General features: G+C 51.5%; 27 protein-coding genes. 16 read left to right on the forward strand and 11 right to left on the reverse strand.

The window, feature by feature from the left end; genetic code table 11:
- Positions 1 to 47 precede the first annotated feature (47 nt).
- From ACZ500_RS04960 to ACZ500_RS04970, 3 genes are all read right to left on the reverse strand, one after another.
- Positions 48 to 443 carry a hypothetical protein gene (locus tag ACZ500_RS04960; RefSeq protein WP_464231412.1) on the reverse strand — a complete coding sequence of 132 codons (396 nt, stop codon included), beginning with the start codon at positions 441 to 443 and terminating at the stop codon, positions 48 to 50.
- A 103-nt stretch (positions 444 to 546) separates the two neighbouring features.
- Positions 547 to 777: a 4Fe-4S binding protein gene (locus ACZ500_RS04965; RefSeq protein ID WP_464231413.1), complete on the reverse strand. Its 231-nt coding sequence runs from the start codon at positions 775 to 777 to the stop codon at positions 547 to 549.
- Positions 778 to 941: 164 nt separating this feature from the next.
- On the reverse strand, positions 942 to 2,891 hold the full coding sequence (locus ACZ500_RS04970; protein WP_464231414.1) for an alkyl sulfatase dimerization domain-containing protein: 1,950 nt from the start codon (positions 2,889 to 2,891) through the stop codon (positions 942 to 944).
- Between the two features lie 413 nt (positions 2,892 to 3,304).
- On the opposite strand from ACZ500_RS04970, the gene ACZ500_RS04975 reads away from it, so the two are divergent.
- From ACZ500_RS04975 to ACZ500_RS04995, 5 genes are all read left to right on the forward strand, one after another.
- The gene (locus tag ACZ500_RS04975; protein ID WP_464231415.1) at positions 3,305 to 3,472 is read left to right on the forward strand and encodes a hypothetical protein; all 168 of its coding nucleotides are present in this window, start codon (positions 3,305 to 3,307) and stop codon (positions 3,470 to 3,472) included.
- A 19-nt stretch (positions 3,473 to 3,491) separates the two neighbouring features.
- Positions 3,492 to 3,635, forward strand: coding sequence for a hypothetical protein (locus ACZ500_RS04980; protein WP_464231416.1), 144 nt, complete (start codon positions 3,492 to 3,494; stop codon positions 3,633 to 3,635).
- Between the two features lie 46 nt (positions 3,636 to 3,681).
- On the forward strand, positions 3,682 to 4,521 hold the full coding sequence (locus tag ACZ500_RS04985) for a GNAT family N-acetyltransferase (RefSeq protein ID WP_464231417.1): 840 nt from the start codon (positions 3,682 to 3,684) through the stop codon (positions 4,519 to 4,521).
- 164 nt (positions 4,522 to 4,685) lie between these two features.
- Positions 4,686 to 5,723 carry a potassium channel family protein gene (locus ACZ500_RS04990; RefSeq protein WP_464231418.1) on the forward strand — a complete coding sequence of 346 codons (1,038 nt, stop codon included), beginning with the start codon at positions 4,686 to 4,688 and terminating at the stop codon, positions 5,721 to 5,723.
- 581 nt (positions 5,724 to 6,304) lie between these two features.
- Complete coding sequence (locus ACZ500_RS04995; RefSeq protein WP_464231419.1) at positions 6,305 to 7,834, forward strand: hypothetical protein; 1,530 nt, start codon at positions 6,305 to 6,307, stop codon at positions 7,832 to 7,834.
- 111 nt (positions 7,835 to 7,945) lie between these two features.
- Here the strand turns inward: ACZ500_RS04995 and ACZ500_RS05000 are convergent, their stop codons facing one another.
- Positions 7,946 to 8,233, reverse strand: a complete 288-nt coding sequence (locus tag ACZ500_RS05000; RefSeq protein WP_464231420.1) for a hypothetical protein — start codon at positions 8,231 to 8,233, stop codon at positions 7,946 to 7,948.
- Here ACZ500_RS05000 and ACZ500_RS05005 point away from each other — a divergent pair.
- The gene (locus ACZ500_RS05005) at positions 8,217 to 8,381 is read left to right on the forward strand and encodes a hypothetical protein (RefSeq protein WP_464231421.1); all 165 of its coding nucleotides are present in this window, start codon (positions 8,217 to 8,219) and stop codon (positions 8,379 to 8,381) included. The genes ACZ500_RS05000 and ACZ500_RS05005 overlap by 17 nt on opposite strands.
- Positions 8,382 to 9,699: 1,318 nt before the next feature.
- Here ACZ500_RS05005 and ACZ500_RS05010 read toward each other — a convergent pair.
- From ACZ500_RS05010 to ACZ500_RS05040, 7 genes are all read right to left on the reverse strand, one after another.
- Positions 9,700 to 10,296, reverse strand: coding sequence for a glycosyltransferase family 2 protein (locus ACZ500_RS05010; RefSeq protein ID WP_464231422.1), 597 nt, complete (start codon positions 10,294 to 10,296; stop codon positions 9,700 to 9,702).
- Positions 10,297 to 10,324: 28 nt separating this feature from the next.
- Positions 10,325 to 11,068: a hypothetical protein gene (locus ACZ500_RS05015; RefSeq protein ID WP_464231423.1), complete on the reverse strand. Its 744-nt coding sequence runs from the start codon at positions 11,066 to 11,068 to the stop codon at positions 10,325 to 10,327.
- A 98-nt stretch (positions 11,069 to 11,166) separates the two neighbouring features.
- On the reverse strand, positions 11,167 to 12,258 hold the full coding sequence (locus ACZ500_RS05020) for a UDP-galactopyranose mutase (protein ID WP_464231424.1): 1,092 nt from the start codon (positions 12,256 to 12,258) through the stop codon (positions 11,167 to 11,169).
- Positions 12,259 to 12,288: 30 nt separating this feature from the next.
- Positions 12,289 to 13,527 carry a glycosyltransferase family 2 protein gene (locus tag ACZ500_RS05025; protein WP_464231425.1) on the reverse strand — a complete coding sequence of 413 codons (1,239 nt, stop codon included), beginning with the start codon at positions 13,525 to 13,527 and terminating at the stop codon, positions 12,289 to 12,291.
- Between the two features lie 874 nt (positions 13,528 to 14,401).
- On the reverse strand, positions 14,402 to 15,049 hold the full coding sequence (gene thiE, locus ACZ500_RS05030) for a thiamine phosphate synthase (protein WP_464231426.1): 648 nt from the start codon (positions 15,047 to 15,049) through the stop codon (positions 14,402 to 14,404).
- 3 nt (positions 15,050 to 15,052) lie between these two features.
- Positions 15,053 to 15,844: a sulfide-dependent adenosine diphosphate thiazole synthase gene (locus ACZ500_RS05035; protein ID WP_464231427.1), complete on the reverse strand. Its 792-nt coding sequence runs from the start codon at positions 15,842 to 15,844 to the stop codon at positions 15,053 to 15,055.
- 11 nt (positions 15,845 to 15,855) lie between these two features.
- Positions 15,856 to 16,038, reverse strand: a complete 183-nt coding sequence (locus ACZ500_RS05040) for a hypothetical protein (protein WP_464231428.1) — start codon at positions 16,036 to 16,038, stop codon at positions 15,856 to 15,858.
- Between the two features lie 522 nt (positions 16,039 to 16,560).
- On the opposite strand from ACZ500_RS05040, the gene ACZ500_RS05045 reads away from it, so the two are divergent.
- The 10 genes from ACZ500_RS05045 to ACZ500_RS05090 all read left to right on the forward strand — a co-directional run bounded on the left by ACZ500_RS05045 (position 16,561) and on the right by ACZ500_RS05090 (position 26,406).
- Positions 16,561 to 17,058, forward strand: a complete 498-nt coding sequence (locus ACZ500_RS05045) for a hypothetical protein (RefSeq protein WP_464231429.1) — start codon at positions 16,561 to 16,563, stop codon at positions 17,056 to 17,058.
- 45 nt (positions 17,059 to 17,103) lie between these two features.
- Positions 17,104 to 17,604, forward strand: a complete 501-nt coding sequence (locus ACZ500_RS05050) for a hypothetical protein (protein WP_464231430.1) — start codon at positions 17,104 to 17,106, stop codon at positions 17,602 to 17,604.
- Positions 17,605 to 17,698: 94 nt separating this feature from the next.
- On the forward strand, positions 17,699 to 18,118 hold the full coding sequence (locus ACZ500_RS05055) for an ester cyclase (protein WP_464231431.1): 420 nt from the start codon (positions 17,699 to 17,701) through the stop codon (positions 18,116 to 18,118).
- A gap of 54 nt (positions 18,119 to 18,172) precedes the next feature.
- On the forward strand, positions 18,173 to 18,595 hold the full coding sequence (locus ACZ500_RS05060; protein ID WP_464231432.1) for a hypothetical protein: 423 nt from the start codon (positions 18,173 to 18,175) through the stop codon (positions 18,593 to 18,595).
- A gap of 51 nt (positions 18,596 to 18,646) precedes the next feature.
- Positions 18,647 to 19,606 (forward strand): L-lactate dehydrogenase, encoded by a 960-nt coding sequence (locus tag ACZ500_RS05065; protein WP_464231433.1) that lies wholly within the window; start codon positions 18,647 to 18,649, stop codon positions 19,604 to 19,606.
- A 132-nt stretch (positions 19,607 to 19,738) separates the two neighbouring features.
- Positions 19,739 to 19,960 carry a hypothetical protein gene (locus ACZ500_RS05070; RefSeq protein ID WP_464231434.1) on the forward strand — a complete coding sequence of 74 codons (222 nt, stop codon included), beginning with the start codon at positions 19,739 to 19,741 and terminating at the stop codon, positions 19,958 to 19,960.
- A 3-nt stretch (positions 19,961 to 19,963) separates the two neighbouring features.
- The gene (locus tag ACZ500_RS05075; RefSeq protein ID WP_464231435.1) at positions 19,964 to 20,785 is read left to right on the forward strand and encodes a flavodoxin family protein; all 822 of its coding nucleotides are present in this window, start codon (positions 19,964 to 19,966) and stop codon (positions 20,783 to 20,785) included.
- 159 nt (positions 20,786 to 20,944) lie between these two features.
- The gene (locus ACZ500_RS05080; RefSeq protein WP_464231436.1) at positions 20,945 to 25,753 is read left to right on the forward strand and encodes a PAS domain S-box protein; all 4,809 of its coding nucleotides are present in this window, start codon (positions 20,945 to 20,947) and stop codon (positions 25,751 to 25,753) included.
- Positions 25,754 to 25,903: 150 nt separating this feature from the next.
- Positions 25,904 to 26,146 carry a type II toxin-antitoxin system Phd/YefM family antitoxin gene (locus tag ACZ500_RS05085; RefSeq protein ID WP_464231437.1) on the forward strand — a complete coding sequence of 81 codons (243 nt, stop codon included), beginning with the start codon at positions 25,904 to 25,906 and terminating at the stop codon, positions 26,144 to 26,146.
- Complete coding sequence (locus tag ACZ500_RS05090) at positions 26,140 to 26,406, forward strand: Txe/YoeB family addiction module toxin (RefSeq protein ID WP_464232999.1); 267 nt, start codon at positions 26,140 to 26,142, stop codon at positions 26,404 to 26,406. Before ACZ500_RS05085 ends, ACZ500_RS05090 begins: the two co-directional genes overlap by 7 nt.
- The last annotated feature ends 31 nt before the right edge of the window (positions 26,407 to 26,437 follow it).

The raw sequence follows: 26,437 nt of genomic DNA on the forward strand, positions 1-26,437 counted from the left end.
TATCACCGCACCGGAGATTCGGCAACCCGGCGGAACAGATGGCCGCATCAATGAAGGAAACCGAAGTATCCGAAGAGGAGCCCGAGGAATGCGGCTGTAGGAGGAAACCACATCAGCCCCCGTTCCCCGAGAAAAGGCCTGGAATATCCTTGGACGAACCCCGGGAAGACAATGAGGAGTACGCCCTTGATCAGGGCCAACCATCCCAGAATGGTGATGAGGACCCTCCAGTCTGTTACCCAGAGGTTGTGGTGGACCACTACAAGAGATCCAAGCACGACGGCCATGAAACCCGCCAGATAGACCACGGCGGCGTTTCTGTAAAAGTCCTCGATCAGCCTGCGATAATAACTCCGGCTGAAGAGGGCGCCTGCCGCAGCCGCGAGATAGATCACCGCAGCAATCCTCGCAATGATCACCGAAAGTCCGGGTTCTCCTATCATGGCATTGTCCCTCCTTGTCAAGCCCGGCTGCGCTATCCGTCGGAGTAGGAGGGGCGGACGGCGTACAGCTGGGAAAACGGAATTCGAACCCTTTGAAAACGCGTCACGTGATGTGCCTGATCTGGACGGCCTCCAATGGACAGGCCTCGATGCAGTCCCAGCATCCCATGCACAGGTCTTGAAAAACGATGGGCGGCTCGAACCTCCCGTCTATCTGTTTCATGACCCTGTGGGTGCAAGCGGCTGCAGCGGCGCATATCCCCTCATCGGGGCTGCATTTCCGGGGCTCGCACTTTTCGTAATCGACCATCGCAAATGACTTTTTCCCCTGCATATTCATGTGCTATCCGTACTTGTCGCTTTGAAGAAAGAATATACAGCCGGCCTGGCTTGCTGCAAATCGATCATACGCAGCCCATTCGACAAGATTCGACACGACCAGGAAGCATTCGCACGCCAGCGGCGAGGATGCCTCCCGTTAACATCCGTTGACCGTGTCTAATCGAAAAGATCCATAAAGGAGTAGAACTCCAGGGGATCTGCCCCTGTAAGCGCCACTTTTCCGCTTGAGACGGCCTCTTCGGGAAGCAGCTTTCCCAAAACCAGGTTCTTCCAGTTCAAGGAATCGGTGACAATGCCGAACTCAGGGCCCTCGGGCGTTCCAGCCCGAACCTCGAGGATGCCCCGGCGGACATGCAATGCATAATGAAGCGGTTCAGGCGGGAACAAGATGGTCTGCATACAGATGCCGAGAATCTTATCCTCCTCTTTGCACTCCGGCATGGGACCATGCAGATCGGTCAGGGAAAGGTCGATAACTGTGTCAGTTTCCAGGGATTCGGCAGCATTCAAAGAGACGGCCATGATCCTGAACAGGGCATCCATGGGCATGATGGGAACGATCTGATCATCGATGCTGGCAAAAGCGAGTTTCGGATCATCGGTGATTTGTTTGAGGTTATCCCCTGCCTGATCGGTCTCCAGCAGATATTCGGACAGGAGATAGTTGCGTTTCTGGGCGTTCGGCGTTTCCTCCGCCAGGGAGAGCATCGCCTCGTTTTTCGTGAGCTGTGCCCCAGCGTTGAACGGATCGAGGAGCAGGACGTTGTCGGCAAGTTCCAGGGCCCATTCAAGCTTTCCCCTGTCGAGAAGTTGGGCCGCTTTCTCGGCCAGCGCTTCGATGCCTCCTGCAAGCTCCGCCGTCATCTCGGCCTCTTCCTGGGGCGATTTCAAAAAGAGGTCCCTGCATCTGCCTGCAAAAGAGCCCCGATACCACCAGAAAATCTCATAGATGTTCCGATCGATTTCCCCGTAAACTTCCTGCAGGAACGAGTCGCTGGCAAGGTGCGGAGGCAATTTGACAAGGGCTGCAATCTCTCCGGACGTCAGACCTTTGTTCATGTACTGCACTGTCTGATCGTGGACGAACTGGATGGCGTCGCGATAGTTGGTGAAGATGCGATTGATGTTATTCTTCCCGATCTGGACCGGGTTGGGGCCATGGATCAGAACCAGGTATTCCGGTTCGAGGCTGCGGTAGAGGTCTATGCTGTTGATGTAAGACAAGGGATCACGCGGGTAAGCCCCTCGCAAGGTCGTGATGGCCGGGAAGGCCTCATAGAGGTTGGCTATCTGCACCAGCGTCTTGTGCTGCGGCAGCCAGATGACCAGAACATCGCGCGTTTCGCCCGGTGCGGAGAACAGGCACATATCGACGCCTGCAATGTTGATATCCAGCCTGTCACGGACGGTCGTCGTGGGCGGGAGGAAGCCTGAATCTCCGTGGATCTGCCTCGCGAAAAGACCGCCGCCGGCAAACCAATGCCGGTCATGGGCGAAGAGGGACCCTGACATCTCCGCTCCGCCGACGAGGCGGCTGGGATACAACTGGCTGAACCAGTCATAAAACAAGGTCTCCATCAGGTTTTCGTGTCCGATTATGAGGGTGTTCTCACCTGCAAAGACGGATGCGCCGTGGATGTGGCAATCATGGTGGTGGGTGTAAACAATGGCGCTGACGGGCTTCTTGTAGAAGATGTTTCCCAGATGGGCATTGAAGGCGGCCTTGACAATCTCGGCCGCTGGGATGCTCTCCCCTGGATCGATCACGATCAAACCCTGCGGGCCGTCGATCAGGACAGGATTGTCCCTGTTGAAACCGCGGGCCACATAGATTCCGTCCGTGACGTGAAAAACCTGGGCGGGGAAAAAATCGTCGTAAAGCTGCTGCAGTTGTGGATTGACAGCCACCACGGCGGGATCGAATTGTTTCGTTGGGTTGGCTCCATGATGCGCGGGAATGCCCCTGGTCATGGTCCAGTGAAAACGGCCCGATTCCTTCGCAGGTTCGATGGCTGATGCGACGGATATCCAGATAAAGGCGCTGAGCAATAGCACGAGACTGGCACGGAATTTCATCGTGTAATCCCCCTTTCGGCAAAAGACCACCGATCCGACATAGGATGAATCAGTAAAATAAGTTGCTGTTCGACATCAATAGGGCAGATGGATTTGTTCCCCGGGCATCTCCTTTTGAGGCAGGTTTGAGTTGTAGCTTCCGTCCAGCGTCCGGAAGGGGCATTCCAGCGGAAAACCGCTCTGGGACGGTGCGTAGAAAGGGCGATTGTCCATGCGAAACTGGGGCATTCTAGCACTTCTTTCAACAGGAACCAACCGTCAACCTGCGGTGGAGTTCTGCAGAAGACATTTTTCATCCGGCGGTCCCGGGTTATGGCGCGGGAAAGATGCCCTGGAACAGCGCTGCAAGCCGAAAAGCGGGATTCGATTTCAGTCCCGATTTTGCGGGCATGGAGTTTTTTGTTAATATTGAGTCCACGAACTTGGCCAGTTTCCATCCGGAAATGGTCTTTTTGGCCAATCTCGGCGTCAATCTGCACGTTTGCTTGTGCGGCGACCGCCAGGTCGCCTCCGCGCAAACGCTGGATTTCCTTGATATTGGCAAAAAATCCTCATTTCCGGCTGGAAACTATATAGATTTATCTCTTTATTCTATAAGGATGTTCCTGTAAGGTTCGTTTCCATCCGAAAATGATTTTTTTCGACAGTGTCAGCGGCGATCCGCGGGTTGGCTTGCGCCGAAGGCTTCAGGCTGCTTTCGCAAAAACGCTGGATTTCCTTGATATTGGCAAAAAATCCTCATTTCCGGACTGGAAACCGGGTCATGTTGGATAAAGCATTTCCGGATGGAAGCCATCTCAAAGGATCTCGCAGAGGAAATATGACCGGAGAAAAGATCAGCCTTCGCCGCATGGAGCGGGACGAAGTCGAATTGGCCCTCGAGTGGGCGGCGCAGGAGGGCTGGAACCCCGGCCTTTACGACGCCGAATGCTTTTACGCTGCTGATCCGCGCGGGTTTTTGATGGCTGAGGTTGACGGTGAGCCAGCCGGCTGCATCTCGGCCGTCGCCTATGACGCGGATTTCGCGTTTGCAGGTATTTTTATCGTGCGTGAGCAGATCCGGCACCTCGGAATCGGTATGATGCTTACCCGCAAGGCCATGGAATATCTCGGGAACCGCACCGTGGGTGCCGACGGGGTCGTGGCGATGTTGCCGAAGTATGAACAGATCGGGTTCCGGATTGCGCACCACAACGCGCGGTATGAAGGGGTCGGCGCCGCTTCCGGTCGACGCCTTGCCGATCTGCGCGATCTGCCGTTCGCCGAACTCGAACGCTATGACCGCCGTTTCTTCCCTGCCGCCCGTACGGCGTTTCTGGAACAGTGGGTCAGCCGCCCTGGAACCATCGGCCACGCTGCAATTGTCGAAGGGCGCCTGGCCGGCTACGGGGTCATCCGCCCCTGCCGCAGCGGTTTCAAAATCGGCCCGCTTTTTGCCGATACGCCCGACGTCGCCGAAGAGCTCTTTCTGTCTCTGGCCGGCTGTGCAGAGGGCGAAAGGATATACTTGGACATCCCCGTCTGTAACCGTGCTGCCTGTGATCTGGTCGAACGGCACGCGATGCACAAGGTGTTCGAGACCGCCCGGATCTACAAGGGCGAGACCCCCCGACTTCCGCTGGAAAATATCTACGGCATCACCAGCTTCGAACTGGGTTGAACCGCTCTCGGCCCGCGCGTGCTCGTCCGCAGTCAGGCCTGCAGGCATGGAAGGAGTGCGGCGCTGGGGGGAAAGTCGCCAAGGAAGGTTCAGCAGCCCACTGCATGGCGCACTCGCAAGATCGTGCAAGCGCTCGGAAGAACGAGCTGCTTTGAGGCCCCGAGATGTCGAACACGGTGAGAACGGCAAAAAGCGCTTCGAACGACGCGAGCAGGAAAATCATTAAGGCGCTCCTCCTGCTTTCCATGGTTCTTTTTTACGGCACCTTCGGCTACATGACCATCGAGGGGTGGCACTTCCTCGACGCGATTTACATGACCATCATTACCATCACCACGGTGGGCTACGGTGAGATCCGCGCGGTTTCCGAGACAGGGCGGGTGTTCACCATCTCGCTGATTGTCGTGGGGATGGGCATCATGGCGTATACGCTCGGTATGGTCGCTCAGGCGATGGTGGAGCTGCAGCTGAGAACTATCATGGGAAGGAGAAAGCTGGGGATGAAAATCAGGAGCATGAAGGGCCACTACATCATCTGCGGCTACGGCAGAATCGGGCGGATCATCGCCCAGGAACTGAAGAAAAAAGGCATTCCGCTGATCGTGATCGATCACAATCCAGAGACGCGCCCGCATCTGGAGCAGAACGATATTCCCTACATCATCGATGACGCCACGAGCGAAGACGTTCTCCAGGAGGCGGGCATCGAACGGGCCAAAGGTCTCGTCGCGGTCGTGCTTTCCGATGCCGACAACCTCTTCCTGACCATGACGGCAAGGGGCCTCAACCCCGGTCTCTTCATCCTGGCCCGTGCTGACAGCGAGACGAACCAGAGGAAGCTTCTGCGGGCAGGGGCCAACCGGGTCGCCATGCCTTACCGGATCGGCGGGCAGCGGATGGCGCACACCATCACGAAACCCGCGGTCATGGATTTTCTGGAATTTACGGTCCAGGATCAGAACATCGATCTCAAGATGGAGCAGCTGCAGGTCAATGAACAGTCGAGATTGAACGGGGTGAACCTTCTCGATTCTGGAATCCGCCAGAAACTAAACATCATCATCGTGGCCATCAGCAAAAAAGATGGTACGATGCTCTTCAACCCATCCTCCCAAGCCCGAATAGAGGCCGGCGATACGCTGATCGCCCTCGGGCACGGGGACGATCTGGAAAAGCTCGAGCGCATCCTCGCAGGTGGTTGAACCGGATCGACAAGGGATTGTTTTTGGCCGACTTGAACACCTGCCTCTGCCGGAAAGGACGGCAGCTTTTTCAGTAGAGATCATGCTTCTGAGCATTTCAGCGGCTCGCGAAGCAAACCCGACAGGTTCTTGAAAACAGCGCGAGCCCTGCGGTGAACAACCACGCCGGGAGCACTCGACACCCTGCGAGACCTTCTTCCAGGATCTGTAGTAACGTCCGTCAGAAAAAATACCGCAGCCGGAATTCCGCCAGCCGGTCGTTATCTCCCGATTGGAAACTGGGTTCTACCGGGAGACCATTTCCGGATGGAAACCAGGCTAGACCAGCTTCCAGCCGGGGGCGGGCGGCGGCTTGAAGGCCATGGGGCTGGTCACCCTCAACCCCGGTGAGGAAGTCACCATCTGGCATATATGGCAACGCGCCCGTAGATCCACCTGACACACCATAAAATGAATTGGCAGGCGTTTCCTGCCCTTGTCGAGAAAAATGGTCGATCCATTCCACGCGGTGTCTTATCGCGGCATACTGCTCCGGTCATTTCGTAAATGAAAAATAGAAAACAATCTGCAAATGAAATTCAATGAAAATCTCCAGCAATCAATCTAATCAAAAATTTGCGTTATTAGTCACTTTGATATTCATAGCAGTTACGGGATATACTGCTATGTATCACGAGATGTGGAGAGATGAAATCCAGGCGTGGTTAATCGCCCGTGACAGCGACTCGGTTATCGACTTATTGAAGAATTTGCAATATGAAGGTCATCCAGCACTATGGCATATAACTTTAATGCCACTTACTATGATTACATGCAAACCTGCAATCATGCAATTGTGGAGTATTATAATTGCTTCTGCAGTCATTTATCTTATATTACGCTATTCGCCATTTACAGTATTGCAGAAAGTGCTGTTTACATTTGGCTATTTTATGATTTACGAATATTCTGTGAAAAGTCGCAATTATGCATTAGGCTGGTTGTTTTTTGTTATATTGTGCATTATTTATCCAATTAGATACAAACGATTTATTTGGGTTGGCGTTGTTCTGATGCTAGCGTCTCACACCAATGTATTAGCGCTAATTATAGTAATAGCATTTGCAGCCTATATTCTATGCGATCTCTATAGAATTTGGAAACGCAACGAATTTTCAAGCAATGGAATTACTCAGCATAATATCATGATTGGGCTAGCGCTTATTGGCATCGGTATTCTTACATCCATGATCCAGCTTATTCCCCCACCGGACACGGGTTTTTACACTGAATGGCATTTCAATATCGATTTTCAAAGGTTCAAACGAGTTGTTGAATTTCTTAAAATACTTGTTTATCCCATGGGTTACAATACGTCAAACGCCTTGAATGTTTTCTATCCAAAACTCCAGGTGCTTGCTTCAATAGGAATATCGGTGTGGTTTGGGTTTCATCTGCGTCACCGTCTGGAATTGCTTATTTTTTATGTTATGGCAACTGCTGGATTATTATGTTTTTTTTATATCAAATATATGGGAAATGTATGGCACCATGGTTATATATACATGGTTTTATTTCTTACGGCTTGGCTGGAACGATTAACGAGATCGCCGTTACAGAATCGATTGCAGAAAATGTCCTGTATCATAACAGATATACTACTAGTATTATTGTTTGCAGTGCACGTTTACTTCGGATTTAGCATGGTGAAACTGGATCTGGTTCATCCTTTTTCGAATGGAAAAAGAGCTGCGCGTTATATCGAAGCTGCTAATATGAAAGATATTACAATTATCGGTGATAGAGATTACGCTGCTACCACCATTGTAGGATATCTTGGCATTGACAACATTCACTATCTAAATGGCAATAGGATGGGATCTTTTATTGTTTGGGATCAAAATTGGAAAAAAAATCTTGAGATACCCGAATTGCTGAGGATAGAGAGAGCATTACTGTTTGATGATAAGGCACTTATTGTTCTAAATTGGGAAATCAGTGATAATATTGTCAAAAAATGTGAATTAGTGCAGATAGCTGCATTTCGCGGAGCGTTAATAGATGATGAGAATTTTTATTTGTATGCGCATGTAAACAATCCATATGTCCATAAACTCCATCACAACCAGTAACTAATCAATCTGCCGCAGGAATTGTCAGAATGGAATGTATGGGGTATAATCACTGAATATAAACTGCCAATTTTCAGCTTTTTTACGCAAGTATATGCATATTGATTGCGATCAAAAAACTTTTGGCTTAAAAAGAAAATGATTGTTTCCTAAATACTGCTTAGCGATGCTTTCTGGTTCGAGCAGCGGAACCTGGCTCACGAATTGAAAATCCTGTGTGATGAGATTGTAATGGTGCACGGCACGTCCTATTTCGTGTATTGCTGTGATGCTTCCAAAAATGTAAACTATGATCATTGCTGCCATAATGTATTTTGAGCTTCGTCCATATTGATGGTGATTTGGCGAATCATCAATATACTTAACTAGTTTCCATCCGGAAATGGTCTTTTTGGCCAATCTCGGCGTCGATCTGCACGTTTGCTTGTGCGGCGACCTGCAGGTCGCCTCCGCACAAACGCTTGATTTCCTTGATATTGGCCAAAAATCCTCATTTCCGGATTGGAAACTTTGCCGCGCTGGATGCTCTTTTCCGGATGGACACTAATTGGCTCAAACATATGGCAATTATAAAGATGGGTCCCATAGAAGCTTTCATAATGAAGTCCATGATGCTTGGGCTCATCATAAGCGGAATAACTATGAGTGTTGCAAATGCTAGGAGGGCGATTCGCCAGGAATCGTCATCAATAGCTCGCTTTGTTCTAAAGTACCAAATGAATGGGAAAAGCCACAAGATTTCCAAAAACACAAAACTTATGTAGCTAAATATGAGGGACAAGATGCTCATTTGATTCTGAAAAACGGAATATACCGGTATTGAGTCGGTTTTTGCAGAGTAATACACGATTGGGAGTATTGAAGCAGGAATGAGGAGTATTAGCCATCTCCACTCGGACGAGAAGAACCGAATCCGTCGTTTTTTTAATGGGATGAAGAGTAGGAGAAATGGGAAAATTCGGAAAAAGACATAAGGGCACCAGTAGAAAACCAGAAGGCAGATAAAGAGGGCCCGAGAAACCGTTTCTCGCTTTAAGCAAGCAAGCAAAAGTATGGTTCCTGTCCATGCCGCAAGAGCGGAATTTGGGGTCCAGAAAAGCTGTGTGGTGATCGACAAATAGGCCGTGAAGGGATTCCACCATTCGAGCGAACGGTGGAGAGGGGGTGGCCCCCCCATCCCGGTGTGGGCAATCCAGTCGTTGCCTGAGAAGAACATGATAATCAAAATAGCGGGCAGGACTGCGAAGTGTTTCGCTCCAGTTCTCTGGGTAATCCAAATCAAGATAAGGGTTACGAAGATGAAATACTGAATCCAGAGAAGGATGTTGGCGGGTATCCAACCCGCGGCTTTTCCGATTAGGGCCGGTATCAGATAGAACGGAATATAGTACACCAGTGTTGCAGAGTCAGACCCGTAGCGAACCGGCCATTCATTCAGGATCAGATCGTGTTCAGCATGGCGTTATGTTTTACATGGTCCCAGTTTTGATATCCTATACCCCCGGTGCCGGATAAACCTACCCACACCAACGCTCCCGAAAGAAGCAAAGCCCATTCGAGGAAGGTCCATTTTGGGAATGGGGTTTCGTTGCCGTCTGCTCGGAGCAGCCGCCAAAAAAAGAGGCTCAAAGCGAATGCGCTTGGAATTCCGACTGAGTAGCGGAACCACGTGATGAGAAACAGAATCACTGGCAGCAAAAAAAGCGCCAGGAGTATGTTTTCGAGCGTGAAGGCTGAACGACACCTCATTTTAGACCCATATCGCAACGCTTTAGATCTGATAGCAGGCGGAATCCTTCACGGACAAATGTAACAGGTTTAAAAGATGATGCACCGGTCGAACGTTTACGAAAAGCGATATCGACCTAATCAATAGAAGTGCAGCGTTCTAAAAGGATGCTCAGAAGGATATTGGCGAGATAAAAATCCCGGGGTATATGGGGTAACAAGGGGCGAAGAACATCCGTTCGAATCAGCCGATAAGGAACATTGGGGTCGCGAATCCAGATTCCGGTGCGAAGGAAAATGACGAGGGACAGCATTCTAGAAATCAAAAGGCGCGCGATGCCATCCGATCTCACCTTTCGAAATCCGAAGACGGCACCGGCCTCATTTCGACGTGCCCAGAGTCTTGCAAAGTAGCGCGGGTCACACTGTCCGTCGGAGTCGATCTGCAGGATCCACTCGGCCCCTGCTGAGACGGCCATCCGGTAACCTGTTACGCACGTTTGACCGTGGCCGCTGTTGACCTTGTCGGTTACCCTTATTTCGGGAAAGTGAGAAGATAAACTTTTTAATTTCGCCAATGATCCATCGGTCGATCCATCGTTCAGCGTTAGAAATATGAATGAGGATTTATGGATAATTTTGTGCAGATTCCGCACCCACTCGCTTAGGACTGACTCGAGACCTCTTTCTTCATTGAAAACCGGCATAATGATCCATAGTTTCGCATGTGACATCGTGTGAAAGTCCTAAAATGTAAATTTTTCAGGGTATACGTTTCTGGATCAGGCCGCGTAACGTGCCTCGCATCCTTCCCCTCAAAGAGGATTTTTTAATCGGATGCAGCAATTTTCCAGGGATTCTGAAAACAAGACCGTCGAAGCTAAATGTCAGAAAATTATAGAATTGTTTTCCAATATCCTGCAATTTCAGGCCATTTAAACGTGACAAAGTGGGAACGGTAACCTCTGGATAACCGCATATGCCTGATCGGTATTTTTCATGAAGAAGCCTCAGAGCAGTATTAGAAAATCTAACAACCGGAAAAAACATGCCTATAAGATCTGAACGATCAATTTCTATATTGATGGCTTTCCACCAGTACCAATTTGGATCAGAAGCAAAATTTCTTATATAAGTTGCAATAATATCAGCATCGCTGCCAGCGAAATAATCGAAAAAAATATGCCAATTTCCAAAAAACCTTACATCATACTCAATACGCCAATAGTATGTGTAGTTTGGATTTTTCAGGAAGAAATCGATGATAGGATAATCTATGTGAAACCAGGTAGATTCTTCTGCAAATTTGTACCCGTGATTTTTTAGAATATTCAGATTGAAAACATGTTTTGAAAAACATGAGAGTTCAATTTCTGGGCTTTTTGTGTTATCGTATGAAAAATAGACATCAAAATCATGCGCGCAGTTTCGTTTTAATCTCGAAAACGCAGATTTGATTTTGGGATCGATAAAATGGCAACAAAAAAGAATGGCTGTATCATTCATAAACAAACAGTATTAAATGGTAAATTCATTTAAAAAGAAAAACCATATATTTTACACATAAACAATTCATCTGTTTGTATATATTCTTGTCTTATCCATCAGAAAGAACTGTTACTAATGATATTTTTTGCGTGGACCATAGCTTTTTCAATTGAATGATCCATATCATAATAACGGTATTCTCCAAGGCGCCCACAGATCAATAAGCCAGGGATTGTATAGGCGAGCTGTCTGTATCTGTCATATATGGCACGGTCAATACTGCCTGGGAAAGGATATTCGAATAGATCGGGGTCCTCTGGAGTAAAGGGAGTTTCATAAGAAAGCAATGTTCCTTTGCACCGTTGAGCTTGATGGGTGGGCAGAAAATGTTTCCATTCGATAACACGGATGAATTCACGATCCGATGATGGATAATTGACGATAGGATAGGGCTGATGAATCTCTGTATCACGAAGATATCTTACCGTTCTTTTTTGTCCTCTGTACCGGAGGCGCCCGAATCGATAATCGAAATAGGCATCGACAGCCCCCGTAAATACAAGGAGTTTTTTTGCGTTGATTTGGGGGCGATGTTTGAGATAGTCGCAATTCAGATGCACTTCAATTCCATTCAGCACATTTTTTATAAGTTCTGTATATCCCTGCTCCGGCAACCCCTGGTAGCGTTTTTTTGACAGCCTTGGGTCATTGTCCAAGCGGACCTCGAAACGGCTGGCCAGTGCTGTCTCCAATGTGTCGGCCGATACTCCCCACTGCTTTTCCGTATATGGTTTGACAAATTTTTCATAAACGAGCCTTGGCATCATGGACAGAGACTGCTCTTCAAAATTGGTCGGGTGTCCCTTGAAGCAAGAATCCCATGTGGAGCCAATCTCACGCTGGATATATTTGAGAGAAATTGGCCAGTTCTCAAGTCTCCCATCGACAAACGTCTTTATGACAGCCTCAAATGGATACCAGATGGAAAATCGCTTAAGGAAATCCCGGATTTCGCTAGAATCTGTGCGAAAAAAATGGGGTCCATATGTATGGTAAGGGATACCTGTGTTGGATATTTGATCGTGTAGATTCCCTCCCATGTAAGGTCTTTTTTCTATAACAGTCACTTTGCATCCCGCATCAGTCAGCATGCGAGCTATGACCGATCCAGTTAATCCTGATCCAACTATAATATAATCATTTTCCATTGTTGCGCTTCAACAATATGATGATAATGTTTAACGTCTATTATGATGATGGCTTATGATTGTGCAGGGAAAGGATATATTCGATTCGGAACGTATATTTGCACAAAAATTATTCATTGATACAAGCCATGATCTTTTTGCAAAAGGTGAAAATGGTAGATTCTCCGGTAATATACATAACAGCAGTTTGAAAGATAACCGTCTCGTAGTTATATATCCATCAATGGAAAAGGAGTCAAGTAGCAACTTCAGACTTTTATAGGGAAAATACTTGATATGCATTTTTGCAGCAACCAAAAGTTTTTCTATAATATCTTTTTTTATCTCACAGTGTGATACGGCATCTAATTTGTTTTTGTTTTTAAACGATATGTAGAGCTTTATTAGCATATCAACAGCCTCTTTTATTGCCCTCTGATTGCATACATGATTATCAATAAATAGATCATAAAATGATTCAAAGGATCTGTCTTTAAAATCTTTTTCAATGTAAACCGGCATATTTTCGCGAACAGATTCTCTTAGCATCTGACTTTGCATTTCGGAAAATTTTACGCAGATGCTGTCATCATGTATTCGATAACGCAAGAGAACCTCTGGAAGGTTCATCAATTTTGTAATTTTGGACATTCGAAGCCAAAGATCGCGATCTTCGATAAAAGGTGCAGTTTCCCTGTAGTAACCGGATTTCTCCAACAATTCCTTACGTAAAATAACCGTTGGATGAGGGACAGGCGTCCCGAAGAGCAGTCTCCAGGCTGTACTCAAGGGTTGTGTTGGCAGCGGCACCAAGGTGGATTTTTCTTTGTCTTGGATAAAGCTCTCATACCAGGAGCCCAGCACACCTACCTCGGGGTGGTTTTCGAGAAAGGCGACCTGCCGCTCGAGCCGAGTGGGCAAACTGATGTCATCTGCATCCATGCGCGCTAATAAAGGTCCCTGTGCCAACCGGCATGCCCTATTCAGGGCGTGGATCAACCCCTTGTTCTCCTGATGGTAAACCGTGATGCGGCGGTCAATATGGGAATAATGTTCCAGTATATCCAAGCTGGCGTCTGTCGACCCGTCATTGATGATGATGAATTCGAAATCGCGGAAGGTTTGATTGAGAATGCTTTCCACCGCCTCTGATAGGTACGGGGCGGCGTTGTAGACGGGCATGATGACGCTGACCGGTCTGGGTGTTTTCATATCGGAGCCATACCTCTCTTTGCAAATAACGGGGTCTTGGAAGTCGATGATATCATCATGTCGAAGGCTGGTTGTCAAGGCCCCGGGTCAGTGTCCCGCTTCAATGTCCCGCCGGGCTGGTGCAGCGACCTGTAAACCGTTTCCGAGCTGCAGCGCTACGTGGCGTAACCGGCCTGGGCATGGCTACATCCAGTGGAAGGCCTACAGCGCAATGGTTCTTTCTCTTTGCATGGGGAACGCTGAGCCCTATGCTGACAGAAGGAAGTGCCGATTTCATCACAGGGGGGCATCAAAGGAAGGCATGTTTACGTCGTAGGTTCAATGCATCAGCGCTCTTGGCTGCTGTGCTTTTCTTGATCTACGAACCGGCCGCATGGAGCAATCCGGGAGGCGCGGTCTTGGGCAACGGACGGGTTCATCGGATATGGGGCGGTTAAGGAAACATCAAACACATGGCTGGTCAACGACTTGCCCAACCTTCAAGAGGCGATGGAGAACGGAGAAACGACCGTCTACGAGCGTGATGGACTCTATTCCAGATGGAAACTAGGCTGCGAGGGTGCGTGGAACAAAGGACGTATTGGCTCGGTTTTGGACCAGTGTCTAGAATTTGACACAATGCTCGAATGTCAAAAAAGAGGCCGCTCCTGCGATTCCGCAACATGTTTCTGTTTTATCACTTGCCGCTGCACCAGACGCAAATGAGTTGCATAAACACCCTCTCATTTCTAAGGCAAGATTCGACTACAAAGGCCATGAAAGACAAGCCCTATTTCCGACCAAAATCTTATTCGATGTTGACCAATGAAGAATAGAGATTTCTAAACGCATCATCAATGAATCTCGGCAGGTTGTCAGACTGCAGAAATGAAATTTTACCCTGGAATTAGGAACGGCTGTGGCAAAAACGTGGTGAATGAGGGACAGCGTCCCTGACACGCACTCAGCGGCCCTATTTCCGCGAAGAACACAAGGTCAGCTTTATTTTCCGACATCGTTCTTCTATTTCGTCGAGGCTTTCCGCTTTCAGAATATCGGACATAATGGCTACTCGGGAGCAGCCCGCTTGGATGATCTCCGGCAGATTGGCCCGTGTGATGCCGCCGATGGCTACGTAAGGCAGCGGGCACATCCGGGCCAGCCTTGCCAGACCTTCTGGCCCTACTTCGGGCGCGTGATCCGGCTTCGTACCGGTTGGGAAAACGGGACCGAAGCCGATATAGTCCGCTCCGGCTGCTGCAGCCTCCTGCACCTGCTGCATGGAATGGGTTGAAACCCCGATGATACGGTTTCTCATGAACGGGCGGGCCGACTGGATAGGAATATCCTCCTGGCCGAGGTGAAGCCCATCCGCTTCCAGGATCAAGGCCAAGTCCAGGTTGTCATTGACGATGAAAAGGACACCGTGCCGCCTCGTTATGTCCCGGATCTTCCGTCCGAGGGCCAAACGCTCCCGTGTGGGGAGGTTTTTCTCGCGCAACTGGATCGCGTCCGCTCCGCCTTCGATTTGGGCCTCCACCAGTGCGACGGGATCCCTCCCGGCGAGAAAGGGACCGGGGGAGAAACAGTAGAGGCGGATGTCTTCTGCGGTTCTTGGCAACGATCACTCCTTCAGCTTCGCGGCCAGCATGTCTGCGACCTTTTTCCCGGAGAGCATCATCCCCCCGAAAATCGGCCCCATGCGAGGTCCTCCGAAGGCGTTGTTCGCAGCCATACCGGTTACGTACAGGCCGGGGAACACCTCCCCTGTATTGGCTACGGTGAATTGCTCGCCGCGGTCGGCCCAAAGGGACATTTCGCCGATGACGTCTCCGGTGCGTGTGTTCAGCCGGGCATCCATTTTCCGGGTAATGACGCGGCAGATATCCGCAGGATGGCCCGTGCCGTCCACCACGGCCTCCGCCTGGATGCTGAGTGGGTCAACGGCGAGGTCAAGCTTTTCCACCGGGGACCAGTTCAGAACCAGGCCCGACACCTTGGGTGCTCCGTCGATTTCTCTGAACAGTACGTCGGTCACCCGAATCAGATTGAAAATAGGCGTTCCGCTCCGAACACACTGTGAAATGATCGTGGAAGTGGCTTCGACACTGTCAATCGTGTAATAGCCGTCTGTTCTTTCCACATATCTGAGCCCCATGTCCTGGGCGACTTCAAGAGCATCATTCTGGATGACGACCTCGTTGAACATCATCCCGCCGCCCCACATGCCGCCGCCGGGCGCAAGTTTGGACTCGAATAAGGCGGCATGTACGCCCGCGCGGGCCAGGTAAAACCCGGCGATCATGTTGGACGGTCCGGCTCCGACCAAGGCTACGTCCACTTTCAGGTGGGCCAGCAGTTTTTCGTGAAATGCTTCTATAATCGATTTCGAGATAAGCAGGTCATCAAGGTTCATAGCTTGCTCCTTCAGACGTCGGATATTGGGCGGTGTCTATCCGGAAATAATTTCCCGGTACAACCCCGTTTCCAATCCGGAAATGAGTATTTTTTGCCAATATCAAGGAAATCAACCGTTTGCGCGGAGGCGACCTGGTGGTCGCCGCACAAGCAAATGTGCAGATTGACGCCGAGATTGGCAAAAAAGACCATTTCCGGATGGAAACTAGGCGGGATCTCGCATCAGCGGCGGGCGCCTCGATGGAGAGTACGCCTATCTGACCTGATCTGTCAATCGCCTGTGATAAGGTGCCGCCCAGACAAGCTGAGGGCGATAAAAGGTGGTTGCGCTCTTTGAGGTGAAAGGGTCGGAGAGTAGGAGGTGTTGCATGGAAGACGGCTCGAAAAAATTAAAGAACCGGCTGGAGCGCGACGGCGCCGACGCGTCCCGGTTCGGCCGGGACGTTCGGCGGGCCGACCCTCTGAAGGGAACAAGTGGGTCCAGTTTTCGATTTTTAGAAATGGGACCCGACGGAACTGCCGTCCGTTGTTGGTGACCAAAATACAACCCCGACAAGGCGCATCGACTGCAATGAGCGCGTCCATGAATCTTATTGGGATTCCGTGAGGCTCAAGAAATTCGCGGATTTTTCCATTATATCTTTACAAAATAAGCGTCATGGCATATATAAAAGACATGCTCGATGAAAAATTCTTCCTACATCCAACCCAGGAATGGCAGAGGCGGTACGAATCCTTAAGAGTATCCTTTGTCATCGGTTCGCTCATGGTAAAATCGACTTTTCTGAACCGGTTCCTGAAGACAAGATCAAAAGACGCAAAGTCGGCACCATTGCTCGCAACAAAATCTGTAGTTGGCATGAACATCAGTTCTCAGCTGGTGAAATTGCGCAGCTACTGTTGTTTGGAGGAGGAATTGAGATTTCTATTCGCACGGTCGAGCGTATTTTGGCAGAAGAGGGGTACCCAAAACTGCCTCGTCGGACTAGCCTTAAGATCGGATTTACGGTAAAAGGCGCCAAGGTGCCCGAAACATCCCGGGTGGTTCATATGAGGGGATGGGACAAAAGAAAACATGAATGCCGGGATGCCGGTATTTTCACTTTTGCCCCATTCATCCAGAAACTGGATATCCAACGGGTTTTTCAACAGGCTGGATTGCCTGGCACCAAAATAATTCCAGCAATCAACTATTTTCTCTCTAGCCCTTGAATCGTAATTCACATCCCCCACGCCAGACGGAAATTACCTGAGCCGTTGGTCCATGAGTCGCTCATTGAGATCAAAGACTATGAAGGTTTCTTACGGCAGGTGATTATCCATGGCAACGGCCATGAGAAAGCGGTCTTCCTCATTTCCAACGATTTCGATTCACCCGTGGAGTTGATTGTGGGGAATTATTCCGGTCGATGGCGGGTTGAAAACGCCATCTCTGAGGCTGTCAAATTTTTCAATCTCAATGCGTTATCCTCTCCAATCCTGATCAAGGTCCACTTCGATGTCGTTATGACCATAATTGCAGACACCCTCTACAGCATGCTGGCCAAAAACCTGCGGGGTTTCGAGGACTGTGACGCGCCTGAGCTTTACCGCCATTTTGTTAAAGGCAGGGGCAAAATAGTCGCCAAAAACGGAATTTTAAGCGTCATATACCCCAAAAGAGCCCATAACTCCATTTCAAGAGCGGTTCCCTGGCACCGAATACCTTTCGTTATCAACTGGTTAGAGGATGCAAAACTGCATTTGATATTTTCCTGAATGTGTCGTCGGTTCTTATATCGCTGTGACGCTTAAAAGGAGCGCGAAAATCGGTGATCAAAGAAATAAACATCAAAAGTACGGAGCAACACCGATGTCAATCAGTAACAACGCCAAAGCGATACTGCGCGAATTTACCCGCGAGGTATGGAGCGAGGGCGATATCGAGGCATCGGACAAATACATCGCGCCGAAGTACACGATTCATCACGATCCAGGCGATCCGTGGGAGGGAAAAGAACTTGAGCTCGCCGGTTATGAGGAGCGCGTCAAAACGTTGCGGGCTGCATTTCCGGATCAACACTTCGAAATTCAGGGCCTATTTGCCGATGGTGACGCTGTTTTAATGATATGGTTCTGTTCAGCCACGCAGAAGGGGGATATTCCGGGATTTCCTGCTACCGGTAAGCAGATCGAGATGTCGGGGGCTACTGTTTACTACTTTGCTGGCAGTCGACTAACCGGACATTGGCAGATCACCGATCGCCTCGGGGTTTATCGGCAATTACGGTAGGCATCTGCCGGCGCCTAGAAATGCCGTCCAATTCAAATGTCAGGGGGAAAAGAAATGCAACTATCCAAACTCATCGCGAAGATGGCGGCGATCATCTATCCGTCCGCCAGTTTGGAGGCGTTTTTCAACCTGGGGCATTATCGCCAAATCGCTGACGATTTGTTCAGCAACGCCGGACTGACCTACATGAGCGGTTTTGTGACAGTCATCATTGGATTCCTCATCGCGAACTACCACAATAACTGGGCAAAGAACTGGACGGTTCTGATCACTCTCCTCGGTTGGCCCGTTTTGCTGAAGGGCATTGTCATCATTGTCTATCCCCAATGGGTTCATGATTTGTCCATGCGGATATACACAGGCGGAACCGTGAAAATTTTCGCCTGCATTTCCATTTGTGTCGGACTGTTGTTCGCCTATTTCGGCTTTTTGTCAGCCCCATCTCCTAACAAAACCAATGCAGCGAAAGCGGGTTGACGCCCGCGTCGCTGACTTTTTTCGTTCGGCAATCAGAAAGGAGTGAAGGCTATGCCCTTGGCATCTCAAAGAAAGATTGCTGTGGTCGGTGCGGGTGCTGTTGGTTCGACCTTTGCTTACGCTCTCGCACAAAGCGGCTTGGCTGGCGAAATCGTACTGATCGACCAGAACGAAGCACTCGCGCGGGGACAGGTTCTAGACCTTGCGCACGGGCAGCCGTTCTTCCCCGCGGTCTCCATTCGTGAGGGCAATCCTTCCGACTACCGGGACGCCCAACTGATCGTGATCACGGCGGGGGCAGCTCAACGGCCCGGGGAAACCCGACTTGAGCTTTTGCATAAGAACGCGGCCATCATGCACAACATCGTCGCCGATATTGTCAAGCAGGACTCGGATGGTTTGATCCTCGTCGTGAGTAATCCCGTGGACGTGATGACCTACGTTGCCCTGCAAAGCGCCGGGGTTGACAGAGGACGAATTCTGGGTTCCGGCACAGTCCTGGATAGCGCACGTCTTCGGCATCTTCTCAGTGCCCATTGCAGTATTGATGTTCACAATGTCCATGCATACATCCTTGGTGAGCACGGCGATTCTGAATTCGCGGCCTGGTCCATGACGCATGTCGCCGGAATACCGATCAACGAGTTCTGCCCAATCTGCGGACGGTGTGAGGACTGGAATGAGAAACGCGACGCTATGGAACAACAGGTGCGGGACTCGGCTTACCACATCATTGATTACAAGGGCGCCACCTGCTTCGCAGTGGGTCTGGCACTCGTACGTATTGTAGGAGCGATCCTACGGAGGGAAAGAAGCGTGTTGACTGTTTGCACGAGACTCGAAGGTGAATTCGGGCTTCAGGATGTTTGCGTCAGCGTGCCTTGTGTCGTCTCTGAAACGGGAGTCGAGCAGATCGTTACCGCCAATCTTCCGGAGAATGAAACTGCGGCTCTCCATGCCTCAGCCGCGGTCCTGAAGGTGGCAATTGCGCAACTCGATACCAACGCATGATGGAATAACCGATGCCGAACCAGGCACTGGAGGCGATGTCCTAAGTGCCACACCTCTAATCTTTTTATTTCCAAATCAACTGGCGCGAGCTGGAACCCATTGGTATATTTGATATTTAGTTTCCATCCGGGAATGGTCTTTTTTGCCAATCTCGGCGTCAATCTGCACATTTGCTTGTGCGGCGACCACCAGGTCGCCTCCGCGCAAGCGCTTGATTTCCTTGATATTGGCAAAAAATCCTCATTTCCGGATTGGAAACTGGGTTGTACCGGGAAATCATTTCCGGATGGAGACTATTTAAACTCGAATTTTGAAATAAGACCGATTGCACCCAATGCAAATAGGGAGACTTAATCGATGAATAAGAAAATCAATACACTGTATTTCAGCGCAACAGGCACAACTGAGAGAATTGTAACCGGTATTGCGGAAAAAATTGCGGAAAATTACGGCGGGAAAATTACGGTCAGCAATATTGACGTTACGCTGCCGGAAGCTCGAAAGAAAATTTTTTCCTTTAACAAGGATGACCTTGTTATCGCGGGTATTCCGGTTTATGCTGGACGCGTACCTAATGTGTTGCTGAAATTCTTAAACACAATTTCCGGTAACGGGGCAACTGCAGTCGCCGTGGTTCTCTACGGAAACCGTGATTATGACGATGCGTTAATAGAGTTCAAGGACATTCTGGAGTCGAACGGTTTTAATGTTATTGCCGGTGGAGCATTTATCGGCGAGCATTCTTTTTCAACGACGCTCGGGGCCGACAGGCCTGACGAACAGGATATGGCCGCGGCGGGCGATTTTGCTGCCAGGATATATGCTAAAACAAAGACACCGGGTAAAATTTCCGCCGTTGCCGTAAGAGGAAATAAACCTTACAGAGAATATTACCGACTGAAGGATCAAAAAGGTAATTCCATAAGCATCCTTAAAGTTACTCCCAAGACAAGCAGCGATTGCATCGACTGCAAGCTTTGCGCCGAGGTTTGCCCCATGGGATCGATTGATCCAGATGATGTTTCTAAAATGACAGGCATTTGCATTAAGTGTTGCGCCTGCATCAAAAAATGTCCTGTTGGGGCGAAATATTTCGATGATGAAAATTATTTATGGCACAAGCATGAACTGGAGGTCAAGTTTGCCGGTACGCGGCGGGAACCGGAATGTTTTCTCTGATGATGAATTCTAAACGTCATTTCCTGGCAGAGCGCAACAGGTGATGCCTCATCGGCTGAAGTGACGTGCTGGGCAATGAACGCGACAGCCCCGGCCCGGAGATCGTCGAAGCGCTGCGGGGCGACGAGTACTTTGGGAAAGCGCCGGGAAGAGGAAAGCATGAAAAGCGCAAGGCAAAACAGCAAACGATGTCCGGCCCGGGCGTTGCGGGGTGCTGCCGGAGGGATGGGTGTTTTGGCGCTGTACGTTGTGAGTCTGGCGGTCGGGTTATTGTGCCCTGTAGAGGGCTTTGCCGATGAGATGACCGCACTGACGGTCCGCAGCGGCTGCGAAATCGATTATCCTCCCTTCTGTATCGTTCATGCAGACGGACGTGTCGACGGGTTCTCCGTCGAGCTGATGCGGGCGGCGCTGGGCAAGATGGGACGCGAGGTCACGTTCCGAACCGGCCCGTGGGCCGAGGTGCGGGGCTGGCTGGAGCGGGGCGAGGTCCAGGCGCTGCCGATGGTGGGCCGGACGCGGGAGCGGGAGCCGCTTTTCGACTTCACGGTCCCCTACATGACGATACATGGCGCGATTGTCGTGCGCAAGGAAACGGAAGATGTGCGCAGGCTGGCGGATTTGCGCGGGCGGCGGGTATGCGTGATGAAGGGCGACAATGCGGAGGAGTTTCTTCGGCGTGAAGACCGGGGATTCGACATCGTCACGAGGCCCACGTTTTCGGACGCTTTCCACGCGCTCGCGGAGGGACACTGTGAGGCCGTCGTCATCCAGCGGCTGGTGGCCCTCCGGCTCCTGGAAGAAACCGGCCTGTCGAACCTCAAGATCGTTGACCGGCCCATCCGGCGGTTTTCGCAGGACTTCTGTTTCGCGGTCAAAGAAGGCGACCGCGAGATGCTGTCGGTCCTCAATGAAGGGTTGGCCCTGGCGGTGGCCGACGGCACGCACCGCCGTTTGCACGCCAGGTGGTTTGCCCACCTCGAGCTGCCGTCGGACCGGCCCATTGTCGTGGGCGGCGACCACAACTATCCGCCTTTTGAATTTCTCGACGAAAAAGGCCGCCCGGCGGGGTTCACGGTGGAGCTGACGCGGGCCATCGCGCGCGAGCTGAACATGGACGTGCACATTCAACTGGGCCCTTGGGAAGACATGGTCAATGGGCTGCGCGATGGCAAGATCGACGCGTTGGAAGGGATGTTCTACAGCCCGGAACGCGATCGGGTAATGGATTTCTCCCCGCGGTATCTGGTGATCCACTGCGTCAGCATGATGCGGCGCGGCGAAGGCCCGCCCCCCACAACGCTCGAAGGTCTCGCCGGACGGGACCTGGTGGTGCAGGCCGAGGATGCCATTCTGGATGCGCTCGCGGAACATGGCATCGCGGCCCGGATCACGACCGTCGAAACCCAGGAGGATGTCGTGCGTGCGGTTGCCGAAGGCCGGAACGCTTGCGGTCTGGGGACTCGCTTCGGCGCGCTTTACGCGATCAAGAAAAACGGGTGGACGAACATCGCGGTCGGCGATCGCGCATTCTACTCCGGCCAGTACTGCTACGCGGTCCCGGAGGGACGCGAGGCGTTGCTGGCGGAATTCACCGAGGGGCTGCGGATACTCGAAGATTCGGGCGAATACCAGCGTATATACGAGAAATGGCTGGGCCTCTATGAGCCGGGGATGTCCGCGCGGACCGTTTTCAAGCTCGTCGCCTTCATTGCTGTGCCGCTCTTGCTGATTGCCCTCTTGGCCCTACTCTGGTCGTGGTTGCTGCGGCGGCAGGTCTCCGGCCGGACGCGGGAATTACGGGAAAGCCTCGACCGTTTTCAGTCCGTGTTCGAGGCGGCGAACGTGGGCAAGTCCATCACCCTGCCCACGGGAGAACTCAATCCCAACAAGGCATTTGCCGAGATGCTGGGATATGCGCCCGAGGAACTGCGCGGCAAGACCTGGCAGGAACTGACCCTGCCCGAGGACGTGCCGGAGACGGAGCGGCGCATCTCGCCCTTGCTGGACGGGCGCGAAGACTCCGCGCGTTTCGAGAAGCGGTACGTCCACAAGGACGGCGGCATTGTCTGGGCGGATGTCAGCATGAGCATAGTGCGCGACAGCCGTAACCGACCGCTCCACTTCATCACCACGAACGTGGACTTCAGCGAACGTAAACGGGCGGAAGAGAGCCTGCGGCATCACGAGATGCTTCTCCGCGAGATGGGCCGGATCGCCCACATCGGCGGCTGGGAGTTCGATCCCGATACCGGCGAAGGGACCTGGACCGAAGAAGTTGCCCGGATCCACGATCTCGACTGGGCCGACGAGACGAGCATGGAGGAGGGCCTGAGTTTCTACCGAAACGAGTCGCGCGCGAGGATTGAACTGGCGGTCAGGGAGGCCATCGAATCCGGCAAACCATACGACCTCGAACTGGAACTGGTCTCCGCAAAGGGTCTCCACAAGTGGGTCCGCACCATCGGTAGCCCGATCCTTGAAGATGGGAAGGTCGTGCGCGTGCGCGGCTCGTTCCAGGACATCACGGACCGCAAGCGGGCGGAAAGCCGAATCGAGCATTTGAACCGCGTGTTGCGGGCGATTCGCGATGTCAATCAGCTCATTACCCACGAGAAAGATAGGAACCGCCTGCTGCGCCGGTCATGTGAGATTCTTGTTTCGACGCGGGGCTATCACAGCGCGTGGGTTGCCTTGCGCGACGCCGAAGGCGAACTCGAGGCCGTGGCCGAATGCGGGATCGGCGAGGACTTCGGCGCCCTAAGGGAGCGTCTCGAAGGGGGCGAATGGCCCGAGTGTTACCGGCGTGCGCTGGAGCATCCCGGCGGTATCGTACCGATGCACGATACCGCCGTCAAGTGCAAGGCTTGCGCCCTGGCAAATAACTATCGAGACACGGTAGCCCTGGCCGGAAGGCTCCGGCACGCCGAGCGCGATTACGGCGTGCTGGTGGTGGCCTTGCCGGAAGGGTTGGCCGATGACGCCGAGGAACAGTCCCTGTTCCGCGAACTCATCGGCGACGTGGCTTACGCCTTGCAGACTATGGAGACCGAGCAGGCGCGGATTCGCAACGAGAGGACCCTGCGGGCGGTCTTTCAATCCGCCAACGACGGCATTCTGGTGGCTGAGGCGGAGTCGGGCGGTTTCCGGTTGGGCAATGAGGCGATTTGTCGGATGCTCGGCTACTCGGAGGAGGAGATATTGGGATTGTCCGTCGTCGATATCCATCCGGCAGAGGCTGTCGAACTCATACGCGCGCTGTTCGAGAAGCAGGCACAAGGCGAGATTATGTTGGCCGAGGACATCCCCATGAAACGGAAGGACGGAAGCGTCTTTCCCGTGGACGTGAGTTCCGCACCCCTGGAGATGGACGGCCGCCGCTACCTCGTCGGCATTTTCCGCGATATTACCGAGCGCAAGGGTGCCGAGAAGGCGTTGAAAGAAGCCTGCACTATCGTGAACAGGAGCTCTTCCGTGGCCTTCACCTGGAAGAACGCGGTGGGATGGCCGGTGGAGTTTGTTTCTGAAAATGTGCAAAGGCTCCTTGGCTACAAGGCGGGTGAATTCATCATAGGGGAGGTGTCGTACACCGATTGTATCCACGTCCAGGATCTGCCGCGCGTGATGGAAGAAGTGGCAAGAATGAGCGCTCAAGAGAAGACCGTGGAGTTCGTCCACGAACCCTATCGCGTCATCGCTAAAGACGGTTCAGAGAAATTCGTACGTGACTGGACGTTCATCGTCAGGGACAATGACGGACGCATCACCCATTACAAGGGGATCGTTGAAGACATCACGAAGCAGCGAAATCTTGAAGCACAACTGAGACAAGCCCAGAAAATGGAAGCGGTGGGGCGCTTGGCCGGTGGTGTAGCCCATGATTACAACAATATCCTCAGCGTCATTATCGGTTACTCCGAACTGGCCATGGACAAAGTGGGGGCGGAAGATCCGCTGCTAAAAGACTTGGATGAAATCCATGGCGCCGCCAACCGATCCAGGGATATTACGCGGCAGTTGCTTGCCTTCGCCAGAAAGGAAACCATCGCGCCTGAAATCCTGGATCTGAATGCAACCGTGGAAAACATGCTCAAGATTTTACGAAAACTCATTGGCGAAGACATCGACCTGGCCTGGCATCCAGGAAAGGTGCCTGGGCCGGTGCTGATGGACCCATCCCAACTCGATCAGATCCTGGCCAACCTGTGCGTCAATGCCCGCGACGCCATCGCCGACGTCGGCAGGATCACCATCGAAACAGGCGCAGCGACCATTGACGCGGATTATTGTTCCGAGCATCCGGGATTTATACCCGGTGCATTCGTCCTTTTGGTTGTGAGCGACGACGGTTGCGGCATGGACCGCGAGACGATGGATCATATCTTCGAGCCTTTCTTCACCACCAAAGGCTTGGGAAAGGGAACCGGCCTGGGATTGTCTACGGTTTACGGCATTGTCAAGCAAAACAATGGTTTCATCAATGTCTACAGTGAACCGGGCCGTGGTACGACGTTCAGAATCTACCTACCCGGACATTCGGGCGATATCTTTGGAAAACAGAGGATAATTGATGAGCAGGTTCCGAATGGCAACGGTGAAACGGTACTGGTGGTTGAAGACGAAATGTCGATCTTGAAACTGGTTGAACGAATCCTTTTGCGCTGCAACTACAAGGTGTTAATGGCCAAGAGCCCTTCGGAAGCACTGGAAGCCGCTCAAGCGCATTCAGGTGAGATTTCTTTGCTCATCACCGATGTTGTCATGCCCGAAATGAATGGCCGGGAATTGGCCGACCAATTGGAAAAACTTTGTCCGGGGATCAAGTGCTTATTTATGTCCGGTTACACCGCTAACGTCATTGCACACCGTGGTGTGCTCGACGAAGGCCTCCAGTTTATCCAAAAGCCTTTTTCAACCAAAGGCCTGGCCGCCAAAGTCAGTGAGGTCTTGGAGCAGAAAACAAAATGATCTGATCCATAGCTGACCAAAAAATTCAGCGGACGCAAAAAACCGCGTCGTACAGTTCGATCGTTCGCCTAAAATCCATGCCTAAGATCCGGGCTTGACTTTGGGATTCCCAGACCGTACCATATTACGTACGATACGGGAGCTTTAGAAATGACTACTTTGACAGCGTCTGAAGCAAGAAAGCGTTTGTACACCCTTGTTGACGATGTGGCCGAATCACATGAGGCGGTTCAGATCGTGGGGAAAAGGAATACTGCAATCCTCGTTGCGGAGGAGGATTGGCATGCGATTCAGGAGACCCTGTACCTTACATCTATCCCCGGCATGCGGGAGTCCATTCGCAAGGGACTGAATACTCCCGTTGACGAATGCAATGAGGAGTTGGACTGGTGAGCCGGCGGCTGGTTTATACCAAGCACGCAAAACAAGATGCAAAGAATTTGGCGAGATCCGGTTTGAAGCCTCAAGCCGAACGAATCCTCAACATTCTCAGAGAAGATCCCTGCCAGACACCGCCGCCGTACGAGAAACTCATCGGAGACCTTTCCAGCGCATGCTCACGCCGTATTACTATACAACATCGTTTGGTCTACCAAATCTTGGACGACATCAAGACTGTAAAGGTCATCCGAATGTGGACACATTATGAGTGAGATGACAACCTGAGAACATGGGTACGGCAGA

Source organism: Desulfatiglans parachlorophenolica (genome assembly GCF_055394735.1).